Annotated in this window: 20 protein-coding genes and 2 pseudogenes; 8 read left to right on the top strand and 14 right to left on the bottom strand. The window is 66.9% G+C overall.

The genetic code is table 11. From position 1 onward, the window contains the following. Nucleotides 1-279 precede the first annotated feature (279 nt). A pseudogene (locus ACTXG6_RS19225) lies at nucleotides 280-576 on the top strand (cbb3-type cytochrome c oxidase subunit I); the annotation flags it as partial. Between the two features lie 14 nt (nucleotides 577-590). Further along, nucleotides 591-875: pseudogene (locus tag ACTXG6_RS19230) on the top strand (FAD-dependent oxidoreductase); the annotation flags it as partial. Nucleotides 876-1,099: 224 nt separating this feature from the next. On the opposite strand, the gene ACTXG6_RS19235 reads toward ACTXG6_RS19230, so the two are convergent. The 7 genes from ACTXG6_RS19235 to ACTXG6_RS19265 form a co-directional block, all read right to left on the bottom strand. Next, nucleotides 1,100-1,618 (bottom strand): DUF6292 family protein, encoded by a 519-nt coding sequence (locus ACTXG6_RS19235; RefSeq protein ID WP_445189186.1) that lies wholly within the window; start codon nucleotides 1,616-1,618, stop codon nucleotides 1,100-1,102. Beyond that, on the bottom strand, nucleotides 1,615-2,766 hold the full coding sequence (tal, locus tag ACTXG6_RS19240; protein WP_445189187.1) for a transaldolase: 1,152 nt from the start codon (nucleotides 2,764-2,766) through the stop codon (nucleotides 1,615-1,617). Before tal ends, ACTXG6_RS19235 begins: the two co-directional genes overlap by 4 nt. Nucleotides 2,767-2,825: 59 nt before the next feature. Next, on the bottom strand, nucleotides 2,826-3,266 hold the full coding sequence (locus ACTXG6_RS19245) for a hypothetical protein (RefSeq protein WP_445189188.1): 441 nt from the start codon (nucleotides 3,264-3,266) through the stop codon (nucleotides 2,826-2,828). A gap of 24 nt (nucleotides 3,267-3,290) precedes the next feature. Then, nucleotides 3,291-3,827, bottom strand: a complete 537-nt coding sequence (locus ACTXG6_RS19250) for a DUF3040 domain-containing protein (RefSeq protein WP_445189189.1) — start codon at nucleotides 3,825-3,827, stop codon at nucleotides 3,291-3,293. Nucleotides 3,828-4,698: 871 nt separating this feature from the next. Continuing rightward, nucleotides 4,699-5,151: a MarR family winged helix-turn-helix transcriptional regulator gene (locus ACTXG6_RS19255; RefSeq protein WP_445189190.1), complete on the bottom strand. Its 453-nt coding sequence runs from the start codon at nucleotides 5,149-5,151 to the stop codon at nucleotides 4,699-4,701. Between the two features lie 306 nt (nucleotides 5,152-5,457). Next, nucleotides 5,458-5,730, bottom strand: coding sequence for a hypothetical protein (locus ACTXG6_RS19260; RefSeq protein ID WP_445189191.1), 273 nt, complete (start codon nucleotides 5,728-5,730; stop codon nucleotides 5,458-5,460). Between the two features lie 433 nt (nucleotides 5,731-6,163). Further along, entirely contained in the window at nucleotides 6,164-6,400 is a 237-nt protein-coding gene (locus tag ACTXG6_RS19265) for an RGCVC family protein (protein WP_445189192.1), read from the bottom strand. 1,165 nt (nucleotides 6,401-7,565) lie between these two features. Here ACTXG6_RS19265 and ACTXG6_RS19270 point away from each other — a divergent pair. Then, nucleotides 7,566-8,306 (top strand): DUF6328 family protein, encoded by a 741-nt coding sequence (locus ACTXG6_RS19270; protein WP_445189193.1) that lies wholly within the window; start codon nucleotides 7,566-7,568, stop codon nucleotides 8,304-8,306. A 376-nt stretch (nucleotides 8,307-8,682) separates the two neighbouring features. Continuing rightward, nucleotides 8,683-10,953: a protein translocase subunit SecD gene (secD, locus tag ACTXG6_RS19275; protein WP_445189194.1), complete on the top strand. Its 2,271-nt coding sequence runs from the start codon at nucleotides 8,683-8,685 to the stop codon at nucleotides 10,951-10,953. A gap of 248 nt (nucleotides 10,954-11,201) precedes the next feature. Here secD and folE read toward each other — a convergent pair whose 3' ends face one another. Beyond that, nucleotides 11,202-11,843: a GTP cyclohydrolase I FolE gene (folE, locus tag ACTXG6_RS19280; RefSeq protein WP_445189195.1), complete on the bottom strand. Its 642-nt coding sequence runs from the start codon at nucleotides 11,841-11,843 to the stop codon at nucleotides 11,202-11,204. Continuing rightward, nucleotides 11,840-12,280, bottom strand: a complete 441-nt coding sequence (locus ACTXG6_RS19285; protein ID WP_445189196.1) for a hypothetical protein — start codon at nucleotides 12,278-12,280, stop codon at nucleotides 11,840-11,842. The genes folE and ACTXG6_RS19285 overlap by 4 nt, the downstream gene beginning before the upstream one ends. A 93-nt stretch (nucleotides 12,281-12,373) precedes the next feature. Between ACTXG6_RS19285 and ACTXG6_RS19290 the strand changes: the two genes are divergently transcribed. The 4 genes from ACTXG6_RS19290 to ACTXG6_RS19305 all read left to right on the top strand — a co-directional run bounded on the left by ACTXG6_RS19290 (nucleotide 12,374) and on the right by ACTXG6_RS19305 (nucleotide 14,481). Then, nucleotides 12,374-13,069, top strand: coding sequence for a helix-turn-helix transcriptional regulator (locus ACTXG6_RS19290; RefSeq protein ID WP_445189197.1), 696 nt, complete (start codon nucleotides 12,374-12,376; stop codon nucleotides 13,067-13,069). A gap of 324 nt (nucleotides 13,070-13,393) precedes the next feature. Next, complete coding sequence (locus ACTXG6_RS19295) at nucleotides 13,394-13,678, top strand: hypothetical protein (protein WP_445189198.1); 285 nt, start codon at nucleotides 13,394-13,396, stop codon at nucleotides 13,676-13,678. Between the two features lie 175 nt (nucleotides 13,679-13,853). Next, nucleotides 13,854-14,204 (top strand): hydantoinase B/oxoprolinase family protein, encoded by a 351-nt coding sequence (locus tag ACTXG6_RS19300; protein WP_445189199.1) that lies wholly within the window; start codon nucleotides 13,854-13,856, stop codon nucleotides 14,202-14,204. After that, entirely contained in the window at nucleotides 14,173-14,481 is a 309-nt protein-coding gene (locus ACTXG6_RS19305; RefSeq protein ID WP_445189200.1) for a hydantoinase B/oxoprolinase family protein, read from the top strand. The genes ACTXG6_RS19300 and ACTXG6_RS19305 overlap by 32 nt, the downstream gene beginning before the upstream one ends. Here ACTXG6_RS19305 and ACTXG6_RS19310 read toward each other — a convergent pair. From ACTXG6_RS19310 to ACTXG6_RS19330, 5 genes are all read right to left on the bottom strand, one after another. Beyond that, complete coding sequence (locus ACTXG6_RS19310) at nucleotides 14,372-14,851, bottom strand: MarR family winged helix-turn-helix transcriptional regulator (protein ID WP_445189201.1); 480 nt, start codon at nucleotides 14,849-14,851, stop codon at nucleotides 14,372-14,374. The genes ACTXG6_RS19305 and ACTXG6_RS19310 overlap by 110 nt on opposite strands. Nucleotides 14,852-15,338: 487 nt before the next feature. Beyond that, nucleotides 15,339-15,713, bottom strand: a complete 375-nt coding sequence (locus tag ACTXG6_RS19315; RefSeq protein ID WP_445189202.1) for a hypothetical protein — start codon at nucleotides 15,711-15,713, stop codon at nucleotides 15,339-15,341. 1,266 nt (nucleotides 15,714-16,979) lie between these two features. Then, the gene (locus ACTXG6_RS19320; protein WP_445189203.1) at nucleotides 16,980-17,432 is read right to left on the bottom strand and encodes a universal stress protein; all 453 of its coding nucleotides are present in this window, start codon (nucleotides 17,430-17,432) and stop codon (nucleotides 16,980-16,982) included. A gap of 1,672 nt (nucleotides 17,433-19,104) precedes the next feature. Beyond that, entirely contained in the window at nucleotides 19,105-20,133 is a 1,029-nt protein-coding gene (locus ACTXG6_RS19325) for an IS110 family transposase (protein WP_445183406.1), read from the bottom strand. Further along, nucleotides 20,091-21,020, bottom strand: coding sequence for an IS110 family transposase (locus ACTXG6_RS19330; protein WP_445189204.1), 930 nt, complete (start codon nucleotides 21,018-21,020; stop codon nucleotides 20,091-20,093). Before ACTXG6_RS19330 ends, ACTXG6_RS19325 begins: the two co-directional genes overlap by 43 nt. Nucleotides 21,021-21,110: the final 90 nt, after the last annotated feature.

The raw sequence follows: 21,110 nt of genomic DNA on the forward strand, positions 1-21,110 counted from the left end.
CAGCGGGCCGAGGCGCTGTTCATGGGGACAGGGCTGTACCCGGTGAGCCGCGTATACATTTGAGCTTGCCCGACCCGGGTGTTCACTTCATCGACAGCGGCCGGCTAACTGGGCCCCGGCGATTCTGCCGAAGGTCGGCAAGATACGGGCGGGTACGTCGGGTTCGCCTGGTCGGGAGCTCGGAGCTTCGATCCTTCCCGAGGTATGTATCGCATCACGAATGAACTGGCGGGTTGACTGCCCCGCGGGTGGCGAGTTGGGTGGCCCCGGGAGGCCAATATGGCTGAGATCGCGCCGCAGCCGATCGTGACCGCGCCTGGAGCGCGGCGGGTGGCGAAGGGCGCCGCACTGCTGCGTTTCCTGCACACCACGGATCCGAAAGACATCGGGATCCTGTACATGGTGACCGCGTTCGCGTTCTTCATGGCGGGCGGTGCGATGGCGATGTTGTTGCGTGCCGAGCTGGCCCGGCTGGGAATGCAGTTCCTGTCCCCGGAGCAGTACAACCAGTTGTTCACCATGCACGGCACGATCATGCTGTTGCTCTATGCCACGCCGATCTTGTTCGGTTCGGCGTGCTGGGCTGGGAGGTGGCCGACATTTACGCCGCCCTGCACCGTGACCACGGAGTGGACCTGCGCCTGAGCGTGAAGGTGGCAGAGATCACCGGCAAGGGCCGTGGGGTCACCGGGATTCGGCTGGCCGATGGCAGCCTGGTTGAGGCGGACGCAGTGGTGGTGGGGGTCGGTATCACTCCGGACACCGAGTTGGCTCAGGCAGCAGGCTTATCGGTCGATAACGGTGTCGTCGTCGATGACTACCTGGCCACCAGTGACCCCGACGTGTTCGCCGCCGGGGATGTAGCCAACGCCTACTATCCGCGCTTGGGCACTCACCTGCGTCTCGAGCATTGGTCGGCCGCGCTCAACCAGGGACCGGTGGCGGCGGCCAACATGATCGGCCGCCGACCTGGATACGGTCTCGGATCCGCGGATGGCCGTCGACGAGGCCAGCGTGGCGTTGGTGAGCGTGGATCAGGAGCTGCGCTGTGTGTTCGTCCTCGGCCCAGATCGGATCGAGACGACCGTGAGCGCCTTACTTACCAAGGCTCCGGCGTGGTGAACCGGGCCAGTTGCAGAACCAGGTGCCGGCGGTCGAGCCGGTGCGGTGGGCGAAACGTGGCGCGGGCCCAGATGGTGTCGGGGTCGGTGCGCAGCGCGGCGACGAAATGGGCCACCGTGGCTGGGGCAGGCGCCACCTGACCGGGCAGGTAACGCGACACGGCAAGGCGCTCGTCGCCGCCGAGGGGCAGCAGGATGGCTGACCAGCCGCTGTCCTGTTCCCAGCACAACCGTGCCGGCGCCCAGCCCGACCTGTCCACTGCCTGGAGGGTGATGCTGCCCCACAGCGTCGGCGAGTTCGGCTCCTGCGCGTGGAGCGCGTGCACGAGGAAGCCGCGTTGGTCAACGCGGCTGGAAACTGTGGACAGGTAGCCGATCACCAGCATGCGGTAGTCAACGTCAACGCGGCCCTCGAAGCCCTCGGCGCGTAGCGCCTCGGCGGCCTTCGCACCGGCCAACCCCGCACCAACTGTGGTGAACGTGGATGGGTCACTCATGGGATCGTCCTCATTCCGCTCCGCCGCTTCCGCTCGGGCCGCTTCCGCGCGGCCGCGAGCTTGCGGTCAAGGGTTTGGGTGAGTGCGGCCCAGGACGCTTGGAAGGTCGTTAGGCCGTCTCGTTCGAGCTTGTCGACGACGTCGTCGTAGTCGATGCCGATGTCGGCGAGCTTTGCCATTACCTCGGCCGCGTCGCGGTAGCTGCGGCGGATGGTGTCACCGAGGACGACGCCGTGCTCGGCCACCGCGGCCAGTGTTGCCTCGGGCATCGTGTTGACCACGCCCGCGGTGATCAGATCGGTGACGTAGCGGGTGTCGGAATAGGTCGGGTCTTTCACCCCGGTGGAGGCCCACAGCGGCCGCTGCGGCCGCGCCCCGTCCTGGGCGAGCGTGTGCCAACGGCCGGTGCTGAAGACCTGCTCGTACATCTGGAACGCCAGCCGGGCGTTGGCGATCGCGGCGCTGCCTCGGATCGCCCTCGCCTCGGTCGAGCCGATCACGTCGAGACGCTGGTCGATCTCGGTGTCGACACGGCTGATGAAGAACGACGCGACCGAGGCGAGCCGGGTCAGGTCATGCCCGGCCGCGCGGGCGGCCTCCATGCCCTCGAGGTAGGCGTTCATCACCTCGCCGTAGCGTCGCCGAGAGAAGATCAGCGTCACGTTGACGCTGATGCCCTCGCTCAGGCACCGCGTGATCGCCGCCAACCCGGCGGTCGTGGCCGGAATCTTGATGAACAGGTTGGGCCGATCGACGAGCGACCGCAGTTGCCGGGCCTGCGCAATCGTCTTCTCGGTGTCGTGCGCGAGGCGAGGATCGACCTCGATGGACACCTCCCCATGGATGCCGTTGCTGGCGTGATAGGTCGGGCGTAGCACGTCGCAGGCCCAGCGCACGTCGAAGGTGGTGAGCTTGCGCAGGGCGTCCTCAACGTCTGCCCCCCGTGCCGCCAGGTCGCGGATCTGGCGGTTGTAGTGGTCGCTGCCGTTGATCGCCTTCTGGAAGATCGTGGGGTTCGTCGTGACGCCCACGACGTGGGAGTCGTGGACGAGGCTTGCGAGGGTGCCAGTGCTCAGCCGGGCACGGCTGAGGTCATCGAGCCAGATCGCCACCCCGGCCGCGGTCAGCTCGGCGAGCGGGTCAGCCATTACCACCGGCCGGTGGCGCCGAGGCGGAGGTGATGAGGGCGCGCGTGGGGTTGTCGAGGTCATGGCTTGCCCGTCCGGCGGCCGTGGTGATCGAACGCGGTGGCGAGCCTTGCGAGGGCCAGCGCGCCCACGAGCAGCCCGAAATCGCGCAGCGCAATGTCGTAGTGGCCGCCGATGAGCAGCAGGTTGACGATGATGCCAGCCAGCCAGGCGGCGACGACGTAGCCACCGATGCGCGGTAGCACCGCGACGAGCAGGCCGGCGAGGATCTCCACGACGCCGACGGCGAGCATCGTCTGGTGGGCGGTGCCCGGGATCAGATCGTTGATCTGCGGTGCCAGGTAGTGGTCCCAGTCGGTGAGCAGTTCGAAGAATTTGTCCAACCCGAACAGGATCGGCGCCACGGTGAACACGGTGCGCAGCAGCAGGAAGGCTTGATGGGCGGCTGGGCGGGGCGTGGCATCGGCGGGTGCGGCGGGAACGTCGTGGTGGGTGGTCATGCTTCCTCCGATTGATCGTGTCGCCTAGAAGCGGGTGGGCCGGTGGATGACTTCGTGTCGCTGGTCGGTGGCGTCAGCGCGCTGGCCGAGCCGGCGCGGCGCGCGTTGTACTGTGTCGCCGCGCAGCCGATGCCCGTGAGTCGGGATGAGGCCGCGCAGATGCTGGGGTGCCGCGGATACCGCGCGGAGTTTCATTGCGGACGAGGGACTGCTCGGTGGCGAAGGATGCGCCGAGGCGGTAGGCCGTAGTTCCGCGCGGCCCGGACCCCGCGTACACCCAGTTAAGGGCCGTGGTGCCCGGTGCGCGCGGCGAAGCCAGATCAGGCAGCAGGCCGCTAAGGTGAACAACAGTGCTGGACCGGCCGCCTGAACGACGATGATGAGCACGGTGAGCAGCAACGCGATCACGATCATGACGGTCAGGGTGGTCTTACGGGCATCCAGCGTGCGCGCGGTCAGGCCGCGCGCGTTGCGGTCGAAGGCCTCGATGAACTGGGGATCCTCAGTCACGAGTCGCTGTTGGATCTCCTCCAGCGTCACGCGGTCGCGGTCGCTGAGCATGGCACACCTCCTTGGGTGTGTGTCCGTTCGACGCGGTCTGAACGCCGCCCCATCCGAACCTTAGTATCGTAACACGATATAAAGTGGTCGTGTGTAGCACCGTTGGCCAGGGCTTGTGCCGCTGTTCTCCCTACCGAGTACACACGGGCCGGCGCCCCAGGAGCGTGGTGCCTCCCGAGGCCGCGCCGCCACCCGTTGTGGCGGTGACCACGCCCGCGCGGGGGCCGGATGCGGACCAGGGGCGACGGGCACAGCGGGACGGTCACGGCGGGCGTAGCGTCCACCAACGGCTGACCGCCCCAACACGACAGCCGCGGCGGACTAGTCGTCGGGAGAAGTCCTCATCATCGCCTCCAGGGCTCGTTGCCTGGTCCCCGATGGCCGGGCACAACCAACGATGCCTCATCCGGCCACCGGCGGCAGCGGGTATGCGCAGCCACTTGCGACCGCCTGAGGTTGCCGCAGGCCGGCAAAGGGCCATCGACCGGGTACACCCCTCGGCGGCGGCGCAGACCGGTCCGCCGAGGCGCGGTTCCACGTTCCGCGCGAGCCAGATCGATTCATGCGCACCACGTCGGCAGGAGCATCATCCAAGGACTCCGACCCCTCGCTCCTTCATGGCCGAGTTCACCTCAGTCGCGTCGCGCGAGGTGACCGACCGGGACACGTTGTGGCCCGGTTGCTCGCTGTAAGTCGCGCCCGGCACCGAGGTAATCGCGAGCACGCAGACGCCGATACCGCGCTGTGGCACCTATTCCGGCACTTCAGCACAGCGACAACCTGGGACCCGCGATAGCGGCAGCGCTTCGTGCGGGATGAGTATGCCGCGGCCCTACGGTCGTGGTGAGGCCAGCAATGCCTCGGCCACGGGTCACGACACGTGTCCCTCCGGGGGACCATCGCTCCAGGTCGGAAGGGTCAGGACGGCATGCATCTGTCCTAGCTGTTCCCGGTGCAGCGCGCCCAGGCGGGCCAGCACGTCCTGTCCCTGCGGGGTTAGGAACACTCGAACCGCTCGGCCATCGTCGGGGTGTGTGCCCCGCTCGACCAGGTCTTGGCCCTGTGCCCGGTTGATGAGTTCAACGACGCTGTGATGGCGCAACTGCAGCCGGTCGGCGAGCTCTCGAATGGTCGCCCACTCCCGGCCGGGGAATCCCTTGAGCGCTAGCAGCAACTGGTACTGCTGAGGGGTCAACCCGGCCTCGCGCACGGTCTCCTCGCTGAAGCGCAGGTAGCGACGAATACCAAATCGGAATTGGGCCAGTGCCTCGAAATCCTGCTTCGTCAACGGCGCCGGTGCAGCGTCGTCCTCGTCCTTCGCCATGGGAGATATGACATCACGAGCGCCGTTTGGTCCGGTCATAAGAGCCATTTTATCGCATTGCGATAGAAAGGCGCGGCTAGCGGGTCGTGGGCCGACGGCGGGCCTCGTCCACGCCCGCGACGCCTCGGTCGGCGGGATCGTGGTTCTGGCGATCGTGGCGATCGTTGTCAATGATGGCTACTGGAAGATCGTCGGGGTTGGTCGTGACGCTCAACGACGTCGGTGTGCTGGATCAGGCGGACGGGGTTGCCTTCGGTCCGGACGTGCGGCCGAGGTCGTCGAGCCAGATCGCCACCCGGGCTGCGGTCAGCTCGGCAAGAGGGTCAGCCATGACGGGAACCGGGCGGTGTCGACGGGATGGATGTGGCGAGCGCGAGACTCGATGTTATCCAGGTGCTCTTTCAACCGGGCCGGCGGGTGCTCAATGGGATTCGCGCCGAGAACGCCCACATCAGCGGCCTGGTGACGATCACCTCGATCCGCTGCGGTTTCGCCGGTCGCAGCATGCCGAAACTGATCGGGCAGCAACTGGGCATCCCGGGCACGGACGAGATCCCACCCGGGCGCGATGCTGTTCATGGGCTTCACCTCCAGCCACGCGAAACGAATGTTCCACCCGCGGCGTACCGAGACCGCAGAGATACTCAGCCCTGATCAGTCGCCAGCGACCTCGACATTTCAAGACGCAGCGCGACGAGGAGGCCAGCACATACAAGGTGGTCGGGCACAACGAACAGATGCCGTTTCTGTCCCGTCTCCAAACCTAGACCACGACCGCCTACGGGCAATGGCTGCGGAAGGGCACAGGTGTTCTTTCTGCGCCAAGACTTCGACACCGTGGAGAACCCGCTTCTGGCAGACGGCCGAGTCTTCCCCCAGCCGCAGCCGGAGTGCCTTTCCTCGGGTTCGGCCCGTCCGCACAACACTACGCACGGAGGAACCAGGAGATGGACAGCCCGCTGACCTGACACCTGGGGCTTGCCGAGATTTCCAGGTTTTGGTTCATTCCTGCTCAGTTGTTGCTGAATCTGCCCAGCCCGTACATCGGTGCTCCGGACCTTCTGGTGGGCTCAGCGACGCGGCAGATGCAGCCTCGGTCCAGTTTGCGATCATGGCTTGCCCGGCAGAACCGTGTCGCGGTCGCGTCGTGCGATGAGCTGTCGTGCCCGCATGCCTCACACGCCCGCACCATGGTATCGCCGCCGAGTTGCTCGGACTCCGGGAATCGGTCATTTAGCTTGGTCGTCATATTGCCGACCTGACTCCGTCGGCACGGCCGACGGGGACTTGGAACTCTTGGCGCGGCATATCGAAGAAATGCTCTCGAGCCAAGACAACGTCAGTCTACGCCACCACCAGCCGACCCGGACGCGCGTTCACAGGCGGTCTCCGGCCATCCTTCATGCGATCATTCCGCGCGCTCGATGCGCCGCAGGCCGTCCTGCCACGGCCGGGGCAGTGACTTCAGCGGAGCGCACCGTTAGTTCGACTCGGCGAACGTGCCGACAGTCGGTAGGCTTGGCCTTGTCCCTTCCTGTGCTCACGGGTGCTTGAACGCTACCTCGCCCGCGAGGTCTTCTACCTGCTAATACGGGCGACAACAGGTGGAGGTCGCGGGTGGCCCTCAGAGTCAACTCAGCGGTGTCCGTGTTCCGCAGACGTGCGCCTCGACAGGGCTCGCTGCTGACCTTCGGCAAGCTAGCGCGTTCTTGTTGGCTGGTGTCAACCCCTGCCGGGTCGCTCGGGTTGGGGCATCGTTGACGGAGGTCCCGGGCGTGGCGTGTGGGTTGGCTGCGGGCCGCGCGGGCCTATTTGTGCCGAGGCAGGGGCGCACAACTCGCGGGTCGCGCATTGCCTCGGAGAGGCATTGAGGAGATTGGTGTGCCCTGGAGGTATCGGCTTGACCTGGAGGTGACTCAGCGTGCGTGTGTCGCGTTACACGGTCCCCATCGCGGAGAACCCGGAAATGGCGCCTCGCACGGCCAACGTCCAGGCGAGCAACCAGAAACTCGAACTAAAGACGGTGGCACACAGACGCGACTTATGTCGCCGGCCTGCAAAATGGACGCCGCCTATCTACGCGACTGTGTCGTAACCCGATTTGGCCAATGAATACCGAAACAGCCGAGCAAGCAAAGTTATGGCCGGGACCGGACTAGCCGGTGTGTCCGCATGGGGCGCACTCAGCAGCGGCTGCGGTAGGGGGCCCGGTCGGCACAGTGCCTCACGCCTCAGCGACATGTCGCGCGTGCGGGGCATTGGGCGCCGGACTGTCGTCATCAATCGCGCCCGACCGATTCAATTTGGCTCGAGAGACATGACAAATTCGCCTTGCCTGGAGATACGTGGCGAGTGTAAATCTCCAGCGCGGGAGCGCCGCGCGTTAAGAATGTGATCCGATGGAGTGAATACAAATGGAAGATCCGGAACGGGCCATCGAATGGGCCGTGCGGTGCGACGATGGTTGGAACACTCAGCAGCGGGATGAGGCTCCGTTGCAGCGAGCGGACCGAAATTTCGCTGAGTTGCTCCAGGAGTTGCGGGTAGCGCAGACCGGTGGACAGATTCTGTTCGGGTTCTTGCTGGCCTTGTCCTTTACCGACCGGTTCGCTGGCATCGACGCGTTTCAGCGGGCGGTGTACCTATTCACGTTGCTGGCGTCGGCGGTGACGACGATGCTGCTGGTCGCGCCTGCGGCGGCGCACCGGCTGATGTTCCAGTACGGTCGCAAACGTGAACTAGTACGGCTCGGGCATCGACTCCTTGTGTCCGGCCTGGCTGGGCTAGCGGTGACGATGACGGCAGGGATTCTGCTGGTCGTCGATGTTTCGGTGGGTCGGGCTGCGGCGGTGGTCGCGGCGGGGCTGCTGTTGCTCAGCTTCTCGATGCTCTGGTTCGTAGTGCCGCTGCGGGCTCGGCAGGTAGCGCGCAAGACTGTCGTCCAGCCATTCGTGACGCCTGGTGCAGCACTGCCGCGCGATCTCAAGCGCCACCTGCAGCCGACGCGCTACGACGAGCCGAGGTGCAACTCTTGCTCTCGATCGCCGTGGGTGAGCGCCAAGCGCTTCGACAATCGTCGGCCGTCGACGTCCCACTTGGGCGGGGCCCAATTTCCCACCTTGCTCGAGTCCGCAGCGGGGCAATGGCATCGGTAGCGCGCCGGCCTCCCAGGTCTATATCGCACCGCGGTAAGAGTGTGTGGATAGCCGGCCCTGCACGTCCTAAGCGATGGACCAACTGAATGTCCAGCCGGCTGATACGGCTCACCGACTCAGACACGGGAGGAGAGACCATGACTACGGCGTCCGCCCGCAGCGCGGTGATCACGACCGGTGGGGCGCCACCAGCCAGATGTCGACCCGTCGGAACTCAGGGCCGGCGCGAGTCGGTGGACGCTGTGGTGGGCCCTGGTGACACTCGCGCGGAGCCCGATGCGGTCCGCCGCGAATCCACCGCGGCTGATCAGTCCAGCGACGGGTTCGACCCGTCCCGCCCGCACGACGGCGGCCCGCTTCTCGTTGAGGACCTTTCGTGACACGCGCTCCCGTGGTGCGCGCTGTGCTGGCGCTTGCCTTGCTTGTGCTGTCCGGTTGGGTCGTCCTGACCCAGCCACCCCGGCTCGGTCTGGATCTGCGCGGCGGTACGCAGATTGTGTTGCAGACCCTGAGCACCCCGACCGTCACCGCGGATGCCGCTGCCACAGGCCGCGTCTTGGAGGTGCTGCGCGAGCGGGTTGACGCACTTGGCGTGGCCGAGCCGACGCTGGCTCGCTCGGGGCAGCAGAGGATCATCGTCGAGCTGCCCGGTCTTCAGGACCCCGTGGAGGCCGCTGAGGTCCTGGGCCGGACCGCGCAGCTCGCGATCCACCCCGTCATCGGTGTCGGCTATCCGTCGGGTGACCCGACGAGTGCTGGTGGGCGATCCGTGCCCGACGAGAGTGGTGTGCCGCTCCGCCTGGGGCCAGTGGCCATCGCCGGTGAGGATGTCTCAGGCGCACGAGCCCAGCCTGCCCAGGGCGGAATCGGTTCTGTTGTGGCGGTGACTTTCGCCGGGGCTGACTCGTGGCGTCAGCTCACCGCTCGGGCCGCGTGCGCGGCGGCCGGCGAGCCGGCGCGGCGCATCGCGATCGTGCTCGACGACCGAGTGATCTCCTCCCCGCAGCTCGATCCGTCGATCGGCTGCGGGGTCGGCATCGTGGGCGGATCCACCGAGATCAGTGGCCAGTTCAGCCGGGAACAGGCACGTGAGCTCGCGGTGCTGATCGAGGGCGGTGCCCTGCCGGTGCCGGTGGAGATCATCGAGCAGCGCACCGTCGGGCCGACGTTGGGCAAGGAGGCGATCGCCGCCAGCGCCCAGGCCGCCGCGATCGGGGTGGCATTGACCGGGGTGTTCCTGCTGGCCGTGTATCGCTTAGTCGGTCTGGCCGCCGTCCTGGGGCTCGGCGGGTACGCGCTGGTGTCCTACGCCGCGCTCACTGGACTCGGCGCGACCCTGACGCTGCCGGGCCTGGCCGGTTTCGTGCTCGCCATCGGTATGGCCGTCGACGCGAACGTGCTGGTCGCCGAGCGCGCCCGGGAGGAGTACGGCCGTCACCCGGGACGGCTGCAGCGGGCCACGGACAAGGGCTTCCGCGCTGCGCTGCCCGCGATCGGCGACTCGGCGGTGACGACGCTGCTCGCGGCGGCGTTGCTGTTCGGGCTGGCGTCGGGTCCGGTGCGCGGTTTTGGGGTCACGCTCATCATCGGTGTGGTTGTGTCACTGTTCTCCGCCCTGGTGCTGTCACGGGTGATCACGGAGTGGGTCGTGCGCCGTGGCCCGGTGCGGCGGCGCCCGCAGGTGTCGGGGATCGCCTCGGTCGGGCCGGTGCGCCGCAGGTTGGAGAGCGCGAATCCGGAGCTGCTGCGCCGGCGTCGTCGTTGGCTGGCGGCTTCTGCCATGGTCGTGCTGGTCGCAGGTGCCGGTGTTCTGGTGCGCGGGCTGGAGCTCGGGGTCGAGTTCACTGGTGGCCGGCTGATCGAGTACGTCACCGCGCGGCCGCTGGATCCGGAGGCCGCACGGCAGGCCGTGGCGGACGCCGGGTTCCCGCGGGCGGTGGTACAGAGCTCCGGCGACGGTGGTATTTCGGTCCGGGCGGGTGCCGTGACCGATACGGAAGCGGCCCTGATCCGCGAGGCGATCGCAACCTCCGCGGGTGGTGCGCAGGTGCTGCGTGACGAGCTCATCGGGCCGAGCCTGGGGGAGGAGCTGCGCCGCGGCGCGCTGATCGCGCTCGGGGTGGCGCTGGCCGCGCAGCTGATCTACCTGGCCGTGCGGTTCCGGTGGACGTTCAGCGCCGGTGCGGTTGCCGCGCTGGTCGCGAACGTGGCTGTCGTCGTCGGGTCCTTTGCCTGGCTCGGCAGACCACTGGACGGGGTGTTCCTGGCCGCGCTGCTGACCGTCATCGGATACTCGGTCAACGACTCGGTAGTGGTGTTCGACCGGGTCCGGGAGGTGTGGTCCGGGCGGCCGGCGGGTTCCCGGCGCCCACCGTTTTACCGGGTCGTCGGCCGGGCGGTGCTGTCGACCCTGCCGCGGACGATCAACACGGGCCTGTCGACGATGGTGATCCTGGCGGCGCTGCTGTTCCTGGGCGGTGACAGTCTCGCCGACTTCGCCCTGGCGCTGCTCATCGGCATCGTGGCCGGTACCGCTTCGACGATCTCTGTCGCGGCACCGCTGACGATCGAGCTGGAGAACCGGTGTCCGTCGACTCCGACCCGTCGCCCGGACCGGGCGCGCATGGACCGCGGCGCGGTCGTGTGACGCCGATGACGACCCTCGCCCGACCATCCGCCCATGCCGAGCGCGCCGCGCTGTACCGGCCCGAGCTGAAGGGCCGTCGGGCGCTCGCGGGGACCCTGGTCATCGTGCACCACGTGTGGACGTCTTCTTCCTCGCGTCCGGGTTCCTGCTCACTCACTGCGCGCGCCACCGACTGAAGTTCCATCGCGCTGGGTCCGCTGTGGGGACGGATGGCCGCCCGCTTGCCGCCGTCGCCCTCGCGGTGCCGCTCACCACGATCGTGGTCTTGATCCTCTCGACGGGATGGATTTGGCGAGGGCGAAGAACGCCGCGCGTGACCGCAGGTCCTCGCGCAGCGTCCCCAGCAATGTCGAGGTGATGGTGCTGGCGCCGCCCGCGCGGACACCACGCACGGTCATGCACATGTGCTCGGCCTCGATGACCACCCCGACACCGCGCGGGTGCAGCTGGGCCTGCAGCCAGTCGGCGATCTGCTTGGTCAGCCGCTCCTGCACCTGGGGGCGACGGGCGAACAGCTCGACCACTCGTGCGAGCTTGGACAGCCCAATGATCCGCTGCCCCGGCAGGTATCCGACATGGGCGGTGCCCAGGAACGGCAGCATGTGGTGCTCGCAGATCGACTGTACCGGGATGGCGCGGGCGAGCACCAACTCGTCGTATTCCTCCTCGTTGGCGAAGGTGGTGAGGTCGAACGAGCGTGGGGTGAGCATCTCGGCGTAGGCGCGGGCCATCCGTGCGGGCGTCGCGGCCGTCGCGCCGGACTCCGTGGACACCCCGAGCGCCGCTAGGAACGCGGCCGCGGCGCGCTCCGCCTCGACGAGATCGATGCCCTCGGACGGGGCCACCACGCGCAGTGGCGTCCGGAACCCGACCAGTGCAGCCTCGGTCATGATGTCCGCCCAGAGCGGCGACGCAGGCTGACCGCGGGGGCGAGTCTTGCGAGGGCCAGCGCGCCCACAAGCAGCCCGAAATCGCGCAGCGCAATGTCGAAGTAATCGCCGATGAGCAGCAAGTTGACGATGATCCCGGCCAGCCACGCGGCGACCACATAGCCACCGATGCGCGGCAGCACCGCGACGAGCACCCCAGCCAGGATCTCGACCACGCCTACGGCCAGCATCGCCTGGTGCGCGGTACCGGGAATCAGGCCGTTGATCTGCGGAGCCAGGTAGTGGTCCCAGTCGGTGAGCAGCCCGAAGAACTTGTCCAGCCCGAACACCACCGACGCCACTGTGAACACCGTGCGCAGCAGCAGGAAGGCGTGGTGAGCGGCCCGTTCGGACCCGGCATCGGCGGCTGGGGCGGGCGTCTCGCGGTGGATGGTCATGGTGGCCTCCGGCTCTATAGGACGATATCGTGAACGTTAGAACGCTCAGAGTGTTACGTCAACACATGTGTCCTTTAGAAGGAGGTGGATCCGTTGGATGACTTCGTCGCGCAGGTCAGCGGGATCAGCGCGCTCGCCGAGCCGGCCCGCCGCGCGCTGTATCTGTACGTGGTCGCACAGCCGGAGCCGGTGAGCCGAGACCAGGCCGCCGCGGGCGTCGGACTGCCTCGGCACACCGCGAAGTTCCACCTGGACAAGCTGGTCGCCGACGGGCTGCTTGACACCGAGTTCCGGCGGCTGTCTGGTCGGCGCGGTCCGGGTGCGGGTCGCCCAACGAAGCTGTACCGGCGCTCCGCCCGCCAGGTCGCGGTCACGCTGCCCCCGCGGCGCTACGACCTGGCCGGCCAGATCCTGGCCGGCGCCGTCGAAGAGGCGGCCCGCGACAACGCGCCGGTGTGGGACGCGGTGCAGCGGGCCGCGGCGGCGGTCGGGCACCGCCTTGGTGCCGCCGAGGATCTAGGGGGTGGCGAAGGTGCGGCGTCGCCGCTGGATGAGGTCGCCACGGTGCTCGCCGCGCATGGTTACGAGCCACGCGTTCAGGGCGACGCCGTGGCGCTAGCGAACTGCCCCTTCGAGGCATTGGCGCGCGAACACAGTGACCTCGTCTGCGGGATGAACCTGCGCCTCATCACCGCGCTGCTCGACGAACTCGGGCATCCCGACGTGCAGGCCACCCTGCAACCGTCACCAGAGCGGTGTTGCGTGATGCTGGTGGGCAGGTCGGGCTAGGTCCTCGGCTCGGGGCGTGCTCATTCGGCGATGTCGTTTGTCGCGGCCGGCGGGGCCGTACCGACATCCTGGAGGTCGGGTGCGCCCGCGCGGCTCAGCACCGAGGCGCCCAGCTAGCCTCGGTGGACCAGTTACTCGAGTGCCCGGCCAACGATCGAGGGTGCGTCAACGCCGCACGGGCCGGACATAGGACATCTGTCAAGCACCTGCATGCCCTGGCGGCTGGATCCGGCTACATGGCCGTCAACGGTAACGAACACCGACGCTGTGAAAAGCTAGTCCGACTTGCCTCGCTTCCCGGCCGGAAAGCGACAAAGATAAATGATGATCAACTCTGACGACTCGGCCGCGATCGGTGCGACGGCGGCAGGATTCATCGTCTGGTTGGCTCGCCAAAACGCGCCACACGAGCAACGGGAGTACAGCCCTGCCAACGTGGAACAGTTCCTGCGCTGGCGATGCGATCAGCAGGCCAACGGGTCTGCGGATGACGAGGACTCCTACGCCGCCCAACTGGAGCAGCAAGGTGTGCCCGAAGTCCGGGTCGCCGAAGCACGCAGCGCCATCGCATTGCTCCGCCAGTACCTGCGGAGCGCCGGTGAAGGTTAGGCGCCGGCCATCTGCGTGATGTAGGTGGCCAGATTGTGGGCTAGCACTGGATCGGCTGACTCTGCCCCTAGATCATGTACATGCGCCGCACCGTGGATCATCGCGCAGACCTATCCGGTCAACGGCGACGCCCACGGTGACATCATCTGCCACGTCGGCTACATCGCGATCTACCGTGGCACTGCGCGCCAGGCGGTCAAGCACATTCTGGCTTCGGGTCCCCCGGGAGCAGAGCCGCCCCGGCGACATGGTCATCTGCAACGACCCGTTCACCACCGGCAACGCGCACGCGGTGGACGTCGGGGTGGTCCGGCCGATCTTCGCCAGCGGCCCGGCCGGTCCGGATGATGAGCCGGAACTGATCGCCTGGTGCTGGTCGGAGGCGCACGGCAACGACTTCGGTGGCTGCGCGCCAGGCAGCATGGCCCGATGGCTACCGAGGCCAACGGGCGGGCCATGCGGCTGCCCGGTGTCAAGCTGGTCGACCAGCGCCGATGCTGGTCGACGACATCTGGCGGATCATTGAGGCCAACATCCGGGTGCCCGAGTTGGTGCTCAATGACATCCGCTGCTTCATCGCCGCCTGCAACCGCAGCGACGAGCGGGTGCAGGACCTGGTCGCCCGCTACGGCCTGGGATCTGGCACGGCGCTTGTCGTTGGTTGTCCTGGGCGCCTCGGTCGGGTGTCGGCCTTCAGCTGGGCCGGTTGTCGTGCGACTGGCGCGCCAGCGCGGCAGCGATGGTCTCCGGGTGGGTCGCGCGGTCCCGCAGCCTCGAGGCGATGCGTTTCAAGACGGCGGTGAATTCGGTGACATCGTCGGGGTTCGCGAACTGGACTGCGGCGTCAATATCTGCGGTGAACAGGGTAAACATCGCGTCCATGGCGGCGCGCCCCGGCGCGGTGAGTTCCACCAGAACGCTACGGCGGTCGGTGGGATGGCGCTGTCGGGACACTAGTCCAGCCCTCTCGAGCCGATCGAGTAGTGAGGTGACGGTGGGCGAGGCTAGTCCGAGGCGCTTCGCCAGGGATGACGGGGGCAGCGGGCCCCGGTGGAGCAGCTCCCCGAGGGCAGATGCCTCCGATCCTCCCACTCCGAGTGCGGTCGCCATGACCCGCCTGAATTCGTCGGTTGCCACGACTACCTCCCGCAGTTGCACGGCAAGCCGTTCCATCTGGCACACTCACAAGCTAGATCTAATTCGAGGGATTCAAATACCGCGTTGGACTACATGCTTTCATTCTACCCTCACTTTAAGTGAGTAGGTCTCGCAACTCTGCGACAGGTGCACCAGCCCCGTTTCGGTCGGCCTCGCGTTGCATGTGCACGGCGACTGGGTCGATGCAAACGTTGCCGGTGCTCGATCTGGTTGCGCTGACGGTACGACTGCATGCTGAACTCATGCGCGGAACACGTTCCCAAATGAATGACGAGGTCGCCGCGTCGGATATGGCCGGCACGCAAGGATGATGTCAACCGGCGCGGGTTCGACTCGCGCATTCGATAACGCATCTCGATGCGCGCGAGTGATCGCCCAGACAATGCGAAGGACGAGAACATCAGGCTTACCGTCGGTCATCGGGAGCATCCGTGTGCGTCCCGTTCCTGTGCGGATGGTTCCAGCCTGACGACCTTCGGAGAAGGGATTTGCGCGGCATGCTCTACTCGATTATAAAGCGCCCAACAATTATCAGGACTCGTTGCGGCTCATGCGGCTGAGCAATCTCGTCGCCCATACGGACGCCCACAGCCGCCAGACTCCCCACCTGCGGCACTGGAAGCGCACGCAGCAACCGCAACAGCGTCGACCGCGAAGCCTCGACACGCAGGCCTTGTGCGAGCCTGGCGGCGGGCCGCCCGCCCAATGCCAACGCGATGGTCTCCAGGGTTTGCCGCAGTAACAGAGTCCGCCGGCCATACGGTGCGACCAGTTCGGGGAAGCGCTCGGCGAAGGTCTTGCGGCTGCATGTCGAGCTGTCGCACAAGAACCGGCGAGCCCTCAGATGGATCGTCAGGTCCTGGCCGCCGACGGCCATGTCGGGCCAGCCGCCGCTCGTATCGGTGATGGATCCGGGCGGAGAAGACCCCGCAATCCGGACACGCTGCCTTCCCGTCTTCGGAGGCCACCGCGATCCGGACCGACTGGCCCCGCGTGAACACCCGCTCGACCCGCAGACCAGCAAGATGGGGGAACAACACGTCAGACCGAGATCACTGCACGCCCCGTCATATTTCGCGACATCACACCAAGTGCAGCGCTACGTGACCGGGGCGTCACGGAATGTGTGCCAGAGCCAGTTTTCACGTGCCGTCGACAGCGGGGTCGCGACTCGGCGATCAACCCATCAGGTGTGTACGCGGAGCTTGAGGAGCAGGCCTGTATCGAGCGTCTGCCAGACCGTGGTTGACGTCGAAGCGGCGAATCCCGTGTCCGTTAACGCCATCCGTTCTGGGGTGTCCGTGAGGTGAGCTGTGAGGTCGCCCTGGAAGCCGCGATCAGCAGCGGATGAGTTTCGAGTCTCGGTCTCACGGACACTGGACGACGTCGTCGGTCAGTGGTTTGGGGAACTCGTGGGGGATGTCCAGGCTGATCTCGGCCACCGCTCCTGGGTGCGTTCTTTGAGGTAGCGCTCGTCGCGTTGTTCGGTCAGCCGGGATGGCTTCCAGATACTCGAGGGGATGCCCGCGTCAACTTCCAGCGAACCGGTACTGCCATCGGCCCGACACCGGGTCGGGTGTGTCGCCGACGCATTCGTAGACCCCGCCATGTTGTGTTTCGTCCGTCTCGGGCCACCACAGACGGGGCAGCGGCGCGTCAAGGCTGGGGTAGTCGCGCTCACGGCCATCGGCCGGGCCGCCGATGAAAGCGACACGAAGAGTCATGCCCCACCTCAGAAGGGATATCAATGGCTGTCCGGGGGCGCCGGCCAGGACCTGGGCATGGTCGAGATCGCGGCCAGTCGACAAAGCCCAAAGCTGACAGATCGTCTGCGTGTGTTCGGGCCCGGCTAGCTGCGGCGCACCGCCCGGCGTGGGCGGTTGCTGGTGGCCCACCGCCGCGCCGGGGAGCTCAATCCGGCCAAGGCCGCGTCGAGTCGGGGGTGGTGTCCTCGCGGCTGATCCTCGCAGCGGGCTGGGCCAGCTCGATGTTCTCCCCATCGACGTCAACCTGCGTCTTGAGTGCCCGGGCCGGTTGCCCCGGCTGAGCCGCGAGGCACCGGGTTTGGGACACCTTTGCGTGAAGCGCCATGCTGACCGAGCCTTTCGCGGGCACGATGTCCAGGCTGGTTGGTGGGTGTTGATCAGCTGGTGTGGACGATGAGCACGTCGATACCTGATCGCCGTGCCACGGCCTGGGGTATTGAGCCGAGGATCCGTCCGGTCAGGGTGTTGAGCCCGACGTTCCCGATCACCAACAAGTCGGCTCCGTGGTCATTGGCAGCCCTGTCGAGTACTTGCACCGCGCTCCCGTGCACCGCGAAGGTCTCGATCTTGCTTGCCCCGCTTGAGCGAGCCCGCAGTGCCGCGTCACGCAGTGCACTCTCTGTGGGGGCTGACCCGACGACCAGGTATGCCTCGGACGCTTTGAGCGCGTTGGACGCTCTCGCCACATCCCGGTTATCCGCTGGCTCGTAGGCGGTCACTATGACCAGGTCGGCGTCGTTGTCCCCGGCTATCGTCGCGGCGCGATCTACCGCGCGCAGCGAAGTATCGGAACCGTCAGTGCCCACCAGAACCTTCTTGTAGAAACCCATCCGGAATTCCTCCTTCACGCAAACTGAAGACTGATACTCCCGCGCAACACGTTAATATTATTCGGCACTCAACCACCAATTCGGCACGACAACCCGTGACGAATGCAAGGTTCAACGTGGCCATTCTTTCGACATACCGACGGCAGCGCCTGGTAGACCCACCGCGTGGTCTCCACGTAGAGCCATGGCCAGCGGCAGCCGGCTCCGGGGCCCGCGTGCGCGCGGGTAGCGCGGGTAGCGCCACCGCATCAACTGTCCAACCTCATCGAGGTCAATCAGTTCCACCGTTCGTGCGGCACACGCAGTCGATCAATCTCGACCGGCAACGTCACCCAATGGCCACCGTCCTGACGGTAGCAGGGCACACCCCATACATTGATCACTTAACGCACCTCTGCTCGATCCCATTCATGAACTCGAGGCGCCGGTGCCCTACGAGACTCAACGGTCTCAACCGGGGCATGAAAAATCAACTCCTTAACCTGCTATAAAATGCGGCTAGCGTCACAACACAAACGAGTGATTTGGCGAGTGGTGACCCGGCGAAAGACACGGCGATGTAAAGTCGCGTTAACTCCCGGGGAGATCAAAGCAGTTCTGGGGCGCATCGACCGCCTGTGGTGACGGCTACTTGATCAGACCCGTGGGGTCGCCCGCACTCTGGCTGCCTCGTGCTCAGGGTGTCTCAATGGTCATGTTCCGCGCGACCGCGCGGGAGGCGGACCTAGGCAGTCACAGCCCAGGTTAGGCACCGAACGACCTCATCGTCGTCGGTGCGACGCGGTATCGGGTGTGCGCGGGCCGGGCGGGACCGCCAGGCTCAGTGTCGGCGATCCGGAGGGCATCTCGGGCACGCTGCTCCACGTTGCCACCGACTGGCTCGGGCACTTGCCTCACGTCGCGGCCACCGTGGTGGCGTTGGTTCAGGCGGGCGCGAACCTCGATGCTCGGTTCCGTGGTTCACCGGCGTGGTGATCCACCGCTCATGCCGCCTGCGTGGGGGCGGGAGGCAGCGAATGTGATGATCACGTAGGCCGTAGAAGACCAGCGTGATCAGCTCGCGGGCGGCGGCCACGACACCAATGTGGCGGCCGCGCCGCTCGCCGATCCGGTCCGTGATCTGCCCCAGCCGGGTCTGGGCACCGACGCGTTGCACCGCCTCGACCGCCGCCCAGCGGACCAGTGTTGAGCCCTGTTTATCTGTGGCCACCGTGGTGTCAAGGCCGCGCGACCCCTCGTTGACTCACTTGTTTTTGGATCTTCTTCGATGGCCGTGGGGCGCGCGTTTAGCTCGGTGGCGGCTGTCCAGGCTCGGGCAGCGCCCGACCGCGCAGCGGCCGCAGGGCCTTGACAGCGAGACCGAGCGGCGCACCCTGGCCGCCGGCGAAGAAGATCTTCGTGGGTTGTTGCTTCAGCTGGTAGGCATCGTCGGCTCCCTCGAGTCGGGCCTGGCTCGTCTACCCCGGTGTGTGTCGGGCGCCCCTGCTTATCTAGGTCCTCGACCACTTGGGGTCGGCGACAAGATGGCGATTGGGGTGACTCAACTCGGGTTGCGGCCGCTCACTCTTGGTCGGCTGTCCGGTGAGGAACCGGCAGCTACAGGGTTGCTGGGAGCTGACCGCGGGTTCATCGGTTGGTCGGGCGCGGCGACTTGCCCGGGGTGTTGGGCGGATCAGGCGGCGGGTGCGAGAACCTGGTCGCCCAGGTTGCGCAGGGTGTGGTGGCAGCGGCGGGCGAGCTTGCGGGCGACCGACAACAGCGCCAACTGGCCATCCAGGCGGGCCTTGACCTGCTGGAAGTAGGCATGATCGGGCGAGCTGGGGCGTCCGGCGTACACGGCGGACTCATACAGTGCCCAGCGCAGCAGAACCGGGCCTTGTCGGGCCAGATGCCCAGCGGTGCGACGGCCGGCGGAAGAGTAGACAGTGACATCCAGCCCGGCGTGGCGCACAGCGTCATCGGAGCTGCGGAACCGGCGAGTGTCTCCCATCTCAGCCCAGATCGCCACCGAGGTCAGCGGCCCAACGCCGTAGTGTGCGGCCTGCAACGCCTTGCACGCGGGCTGCCGCCGGGCGATCCAGTGGATCTGTTCACGCGCGTTGCCCAACTCCTCGGAGAGCCGATCGACCTGTCGCATACCGGTGTCGATTGCGATGCGGGTCGCCGGGGATAAGTGCGCCGCGGCGATGCGTTCCCGTCCGGCCGCCGACATCGCTTTGACGTCGAGGTCTACGACGCCCATGTGATAGAGACCGGCTTGTACCCGCTGCAACCAGCCGGTGCGCTCATCGAGCAGGTCCTTATAGAGGCGGACCAGTGCGCGAGCCTCCAGCACCGGCTCCGGTGGGATCCACGACTCCGGAATCCGGCCTTCCAACAGCAGGTCCCGCAGCAGCTGGGCGTCGGTACGGTCGGTCTTGGCGCGCCGTTTCGGGCCCCGACGCGCCGCGGTCTCGGCCGGCTCCGCCATATGGGCCTCGATGCCGGCCCGCTGAAGTTCCTCGACGACGTAGCGCCAGCCCGTGCAACCTTCCAGAGCGAACGCCACGCCGGCACGGCCGCTGAACCGGCCTAACCATCGCCTCAAGGTTTCCCGGTCTCCCGGCGCGATCTTGCCCCGGAGCACCTCCCCCGAATCGAGATCTACATAGTCGAACGTCAACTGCGATCGATGAATGTCGATCCCGCCCACCACCGACATGACAACCTCCCCAACCGGCTCACCGTTGGACGAACAGGCCGCCGGCGGCGGCCGCCACATTCCATCTTGGTGATCCGGCCGCGGTGCACGGTGGTGTCGGACTCGTGATGTTTCGGGGTCAACCCGCTCCACGAGGCCAGCTGCTGGGGGCGGGCGAAGCGACCGATGTCGCCGATCTCGGCGACGAACACCGCCCCCAACAGCGGCCCGACACCGGGGATGGCCTGGATCGCTTGGTAGCCGGGGTCGGTCCGCAGCCGGCCGGTGACCAGCCGGGCGAAGGTGTCGATCTCGAAGTCCAGCGCGGTGATCACCCGAAGCAGCGAGTCGACCCGGGACCGGGACTCGACCGCCAGCGTCGTCGCGGCGAGCAGCTGCTGCCCGCCCGGCCCGAACAGATCACTCATCAGCACCTGCACGCCCGCGCCAGCGAGCACGGCGTGGACCTGGTTCTTGATCCCCGAACGCAACCCGTCCAGCTTCGCGCGGTGGCGCACCCAGCCGCGCAGCTCCCGCGTCGCGGGCGGGGCGATCCACGCCTCGGGCAGCCGACCCATCCTGAGCAGATCGGCTAGGTCCGCGGCATCACGTTGATCGTTCTTCACCCGGCGGTAGGAGAACATCTTCACCCCCAACGGGTGCGCCAGGTGCACCGTGGCGCCCAACTCGGCCAGGGCGTCCGCAGCCCAGTACCAGCCATACGTGGCCTCGAGCACCACCTCGGGTGCTTCCCCGGCACGGACCATCACCTGCCGCAGGTACCCCGGGTCGTTGGAGATCCGCACCGTCTCCAACGTCTCACCGGTCTCGGTCATCCGTACCAGCACCGACCGACGCCGATGCAGATCCATTCCGACGATCTGCTTGCCCTCGTAGAATCCGCTCACAGGGGCCTCCTCGAATCGATGGCGTGAGCGCCTCGAGCATGAGCCGAGGGTCAACGAGGAGCGGAGGCCCCGCCCTTCATCGCATCAGAG

It is taken from the genome of Pseudonocardia sp. Cha107L01 (assembly GCF_052566575.1).

Bases quoted from the DNA above. Each gene is read 5' to 3' on its own strand.
- ACTXG6_RS19260 (WP_445189191.1), bottom strand. From the start codon at position 5,730: ATGAACAGCATCGCGCCCGGGTGGGATCTCGTCCGTGCCCGGGATGCC.
- ACTXG6_RS19245 (WP_445189188.1), bottom strand. From the start codon at position 3,266: ATGACCACCCACCACGACGTTCCCGCCGCACCCGCCGATGCCACGCCC.
- folE (WP_445189195.1), bottom strand. From the start codon at position 11,843: ATGACCGAGGCTGCACTGGTCGGGTTCCGGACGCCACTGCGCGTGGTG.
- ACTXG6_RS19305 (WP_445189200.1), top strand. From the start codon at position 14,173: ATGCTGGTCGACGACATCTGGCGGATCATTGAGGCCAACATCCGGGTG.
- tal (WP_445189187.1), bottom strand. From the start codon at position 2,766: ATGGCTGACCCGCTCGCCGAGCTGACCGCGGCCGGGGTGGCGATCTGG.
- ACTXG6_RS19295 (WP_445189198.1), top strand. From the start codon at position 13,394: ATGATCAACTCTGACGACTCGGCCGCGATCGGTGCGACGGCGGCAGGA.
- ACTXG6_RS19285 (WP_445189196.1), bottom strand. From the start codon at position 12,280: ATGACCATCCACCGCGAGACGCCCGCCCCAGCCGCCGATGCCGGGTCC.
- ACTXG6_RS19310 (WP_445189201.1), bottom strand. From the start codon at position 14,851: ATGGAACGGCTTGCCGTGCAACTGCGGGAGGTAGTCGTGGCAACCGAC.
- ACTXG6_RS19320 (WP_445189203.1), bottom strand. From the start codon at position 17,432: ATGGGTTTCTACAAGAAGGTTCTGGTGGGCACTGACGGTTCCGATACT.
- ACTXG6_RS19250 (WP_445189189.1), bottom strand. From the start codon at position 3,827: ATGCTCAGCGACCGCGACCGCGTGACGCTGGAGGAGATCCAACAGCGA.
- ACTXG6_RS19265 (WP_445189192.1), bottom strand. From the start codon at position 6,400: ATGACGACCAAGCTAAATGACCGATTCCCGGAGTCCGAGCAACTCGGC.
- ACTXG6_RS19235 (WP_445189186.1), bottom strand. From the start codon at position 1,618: ATGAGTGACCCATCCACGTTCACCACAGTTGGTGCGGGGTTGGCCGGT.
- ACTXG6_RS19325 (WP_445183406.1), bottom strand. From the start codon at position 20,133: ATGTCGGTGGTGGGCGGGATCGACATTCATCGATCGCAGTTGACGTTC.
- ACTXG6_RS19270 (WP_445189193.1), top strand. From the start codon at position 7,566: ATGGAAGATCCGGAACGGGCCATCGAATGGGCCGTGCGGTGCGACGAT.
- ACTXG6_RS19255 (WP_445189190.1), bottom strand. From the start codon at position 5,151: ATGGCGAAGGACGAGGACGACGCTGCACCGGCGCCGTTGACGAAGCAG.
- ACTXG6_RS19315 (WP_445189202.1), bottom strand. From the start codon at position 15,713: ATGGCCGTCGGCGGCCAGGACCTGACGATCCATCTGAGGGCTCGCCGG.